At 66.8% G+C, this 4,381-nt stretch carries 5 protein-coding genes; 4 read left to right on the forward strand and 1 reads right to left on the reverse strand.

Going from position 1 to position 4,381, the window contains the following annotated elements:
* The 4 genes from JMF90_RS26050 to JMF90_RS26065 all read left to right on the forward strand — a co-directional run.
* The coding region (locus tag JMF90_RS26050; RefSeq protein WP_201325605.1) for an MFS transporter at positions 1-615 on the forward strand (615 nt) is incomplete at its 5' end.
* Positions 616-1,072: 457 nt separating this feature from the next.
* Complete coding sequence (locus tag JMF90_RS26055) at positions 1,073-1,888, forward strand: ABC transporter substrate-binding protein (RefSeq protein ID WP_006476062.1); 816 nt, start codon at positions 1,073-1,075, stop codon at positions 1,886-1,888.
* 94 nt (positions 1,889-1,982) lie between these two features.
* Positions 1,983-2,705 (forward strand): amino acid ABC transporter permease, encoded by a 723-nt coding sequence (locus tag JMF90_RS26060; RefSeq protein ID WP_011545357.1) that lies wholly within the window; start codon positions 1,983-1,985, stop codon positions 2,703-2,705.
* Between the two features lie 2 nt (positions 2,706-2,707).
* Positions 2,708-3,433, forward strand: a complete 726-nt coding sequence (locus JMF90_RS26065; RefSeq protein ID WP_011545358.1) for an amino acid ABC transporter permease — start codon at positions 2,708-2,710, stop codon at positions 3,431-3,433.
* A 162-nt stretch (positions 3,434-3,595) separates the two neighbouring features.
* On the opposite strand, the gene JMF90_RS26070 is transcribed toward JMF90_RS26065, so the two are convergent.
* On the reverse strand, positions 3,596-4,381 hold a 786-nt coding region (locus JMF90_RS26070), incomplete at its 5' end, for a M23 family metallopeptidase (protein WP_201325606.1).

Here is a 4,381-nt window from a genome sequence, read left to right on the forward strand (position 1 = left end):
GGCACGATCCGCGGCGTGTGGCAGCACAAGGGCGCGTTCTTCACGGTGGTCGGCTTCACGGCCGGCGGCTCGCTGATCTTCTACACGTTCACGACGTACATGCAGAAGTACCTCGTGAACACGGCCGGCATGCACGCGAAGACGGCCAGCAACGTGATGACCGTCGCGCTGCTCGTCTACATGCTGATGCAGCCGGTGTTCGGCGCGCTGTCGGACAAGATCGGCCGCCGCACGTCGATGATCCTGTTCGGTTCGTTCGCGGTGATCGGCACGGTGCCGCTGATGCATGCGCTGAAGGGCGTGACGAGCCCGGTGGCCGCGTTCGTGCTGATCACGGTTGCGCTGGCGATCGTCAGCTTCTACACGTCGATCAGCGGCCTGATCAAGGCCGAGATGTTTCCGCCGGAAGTGCGCGCGATGGGCGTGGGCCTGTCGTATGCGGTCGCGAACGCGATCTTCGGCGGTTCGGCCGAGTACGTCGCGCTGTGGTTCAAGTCGATCGGCAGCGAGGAAACGTTCTACTGGTACGTGACCGTGCTGTGCGCGATCTCGCTGATCGTGTCGTGGCGGATGCGCGATCCGAGCAAGGAAGGGTACCTGCGCCACGAGCCGTGATCGGTCGCGCGTGGCGCGTACTCGCATCATGACGAACGTCCCGCCGGTTGGCGGGACGTTTTTTTTGCGGCGTGCGATGACGTGCGCGGCGGCATCCACTGTTCGACCCGCGAAGTGCCGGCATGAGCGCGCCGCGTCATATCGATATGGAAATCGATTCGTTGTCCGTGGCGCGCGATTTCCTTAATCTGACTGCGTAGTTCGTGTGACACCTCCTTGACTGGGATTCGCGCCCGCTGCTTGCAGCGGGCGTCTTTTTTTGCGCGGCGGCAATGCGTGCCCGCAGCCCGCCTGCCTCATCACGAAACCCGCTGAGCAAAGCACCAATTGTTGGTTCGGATTCGCCGCACGCACTGATACGTTAGCGGCTTCGCGACGACACACTTCGTCACGATGTTCTTCGAACCGTGCCGCCGCGCGATCCGCGGCGGCCTCCATAACAAATCAGGTCGTGCTCATGAAAATCAACACGCTCGCTACGTGGCTCGTCGGGGTCGCGCTCGTTACCGCAGGCACCGTCGCCCATGCGGACCGTCTCGACGACATCAAGAAGGCCGGGGTGCTGCGCGTCGCGACGTTCGACAGCAATCCGCCGTTCGGTTATGTCGACGCGAAAAGCAACCACATCGTCGGTCTCGACGTCGATTACGCGAAGGCGCTCGCGGACAAGCTCGGCGTGAAGCTGCAGCTCCAACCGACCAACCCCGCGAACCGCATCCCGTTCCTCACCTCCGGCAAGGTCGACCTCGTGCTCGCGAACTTCACGATCACCGATGAGCGCGCGAAACAGGTCGACTTCAGCATCCCGTATTTCTCGTCGGGCCAGCAGTTTCTCGCGAAGAAGGGCGTGCTGAAATCGGCCGACCAGCTGAACGGCCTGCGCGTCGGCGCGGACAAGGGCACGACCAACGAGATCACGCTGCGCGAGAAATTCCCGAAGGCCACGATCGTCGCGTACGACGACACGCCGTTCGCGTTCGCCGCGCTGCGCGCCGGCAACGTGCAGGCCATCACGCAGGACGGCCCGAAGCTGATCGGCCTGCTCGCGAACGTGCCCGACAAGCAGAACTACGAGATCCCGGCGTTCACGATCTCGAACGACTACATGGGCGTCGGCGTGCCGAAGGGCGAGACGCGCCTGCTCGGCTTCGTCAACGACACGCTGAAGGGGCTCGAGGCGAACGGCCGCGCGACGCAGATCTACGACGCATGGTTCGGGCCGACGACGAAAACGCCGCTCACGCGCATTTTCCGGATCGGCGACAAGACCTGATCGCTGCCGCACGCGCGCCGCGTTTGGCCGGAACCTCGGCCGCGCGGCGCTTTTCGTTTTCATCCGACCGCGCGCGTCGTGCGCGCTCCCCAGCATGCTCGGGTTGGCTCCCAAATATCTGTCCTGGCTCTGGCAGGGCTTCCTGCTGACACTCGGCCTCGCGGCCGCGTCGGCCGTCGCCGCGACCGTCGGCGGGCTGCTGCTCGCCGTGATGCGGCATGCGCGCGGCAAGACGCCGCGCGCGGCCGCCGCCGCGTACGTCGTCGCGTTTCGCAACACGCCGCTGCTCGTGCAGTTGCTGTTCTGGTATTTCGGTGTCGCGTCGTTGCTGCCCGAAACGTGGATCGCGTGGCTCAATGCGCGCCATGCGGTGAGCGTGGGCCCGTTCACGCTCGCGTGGCCGTCGTTCGAATTCGTGGCGGGTTGGGTCGGCTTGAGCGCCTATACGGCTGCCTTCGTCGCCGAGGAATGCGAAGCCGGCCTGCGCGGCGTGCGGCGCGCGCAACACGATGCGGCGGCCGCGCTCGGCCTCACGCCGATGCAGTCGCTGCGCTACGTGGTGCTGCCGCAGGCCGTGCGCATCGCGCTGCCGCCGCTGTTCGGCCAATACATGAATCTCGTGAAGAACTCGTCGCTCGCGATGGCGATCGGCGTCGCCGAGCTGTCGTATGCGTCGCGGCAGGTCGAGACGGAGACGTTCCAGACGTTCGCCGCGTTCGGCGTCGCGACCCTGCTATATATCGCGGCGGTGGCCGCGATCGAGGCCGGTGCGTATGCAGCCACGCAATGGCGCGACCGGCTCGGAGCAGGGCGCTGACGATGGACCTTTCGCTGCTGCTTTCGAACCTGCCGTACCTGCTCGTCGGCGCGTTTCCGGACGGCCCGCTCGGCGGCGCCGCGCTGTCGCTGGTGCTGGCGCTTGCATCCGCGATCGCGTCGGCCGTGCTCGGCGTGGCGCTCGGCATCGCGATGGCGCTGGCGCGCGGCCCGGCGCGTGTGCTGCTGCTCGCGTTCATCGGCTTCTTCCGCGCGATTCCGGTGCTGATGCTGATCTTCTGGACGTATTTCCTGATGCCCGTGCTGTTGCACATGGATGTGCCGGGGCTCGCGACGGTCGTGTGCGCGCTGGCGCTGATCGGCGGCGCGTATCTCGCGCATGCGGTGCATGCGGGGATCGTCGCGGCGGGCGACGGTCAATGGCAGGCCGGGCTGTCGCTCGGGCTCACGCGCTGGCAGACGGTGCGCTACGTGCTGCTGCCGCAGGCGATCCGGATCATGACGCCGTCGTTCGTCAACCAGTGGGTCGCGCTCGTGAAGGACACGTCGCTCGCGTATATCGTCGGCGTGCCGGAGCTGTCGTTCATCGCAACGCAGGTGAACAACCGGCTGATGGTGTATCCGGCGCCGATCTTCCTGTTCGTCGCGCTGATCTATCTGGTGCTGTGCACGTCGCTCGATGGAGGAGCGCGGTGGTTGCTGTCGCGGGGGCCGCGCACGCAACGTGCGGCGCAGGCGACGGCCGAACGCACGGAACCCGCGCGGTAACGGTGGGCCGGCGAGCACGCGTGCGAGGCGTGCGTGTGCTTCAGTGATGAAGATGGATGATGTGCGACCATCCGCAGCGGGCTGCGTCGCCGTCATTCGAGCGGCGACGCGTGCGGTGGTGCCGATGAGGCTGAGGTGCCCGGACGCTTCAGGACGTCAGCGTCAGGACGCGCTGTAGTGCGTATCGAACACCGCGCGCAGCGTCGACGGGCCGGTCGCGAAATCGCCCCACAGCGGGCCGTCGTTCTGCGCGAACGCGAACGGCGTGGTGCTGATCGATGCGAGGTGCAAGCGCCATTGCGCGGCTTCCTGGCGGAACGCGGTGAGCTGCATGTCCGACAGCGCCCTCTGCGCGCTGGCCAGCGTGACGAGCGGGTCGACCGGATCGTTCGCGACCCGCACCTCGAAATGCAGGTGCGGGCCGGTCGCCGCGCCCGTCATCCCGACCGAGCCGATACGTTGCCCCTGCTTCACCGTTTCGCCGGTCTTGAGCCCGCGAGCGAACGCGGACAGGTGCGCGTAGTAGGTCGAATAGCCATCCGCATGATCGACGATCACATAGCGCCCATAGCCGCCCGGATCGGTGCCGACGAACGACACGACGCCGTCGGCGGCCGCATCGACCGGCGTGCCGCTCGGTGCGGCGAGATCGACGCCCGTATGAAACGCCATCGCCTGCGACAGCGGATGGATGCGCTCGCCGAAGAACGAACTGATACGCGTCCACTTGACCGGCATCGTGAATGCGGCGGCTTCGAGCGGCGAGCCGTCGAGCGCGTAGTACGCACCGTGCTCGGCGCCCGGCGCGCGGAACCAGATCGCGCCGAACGTGCGGCCGGCGACGCGCAGCTCGAGCGCGGTGAGGCGCGGCGTGCCGTCGTTCGTGTCGAACGCGACGCGGTAATAGTCGCCGCGCTGCGCACTCGCGCGCATCGCGACCTTGCCGGT

The organism is Burkholderia sp. E168m23 (genome assembly GCF_016586125.1).
GTDB classification, from domain to species: domain Bacteria; phylum Pseudomonadota; class Gammaproteobacteria; order Burkholderiales; family Burkholderiaceae; genus Burkholderia; species Burkholderia orbicola.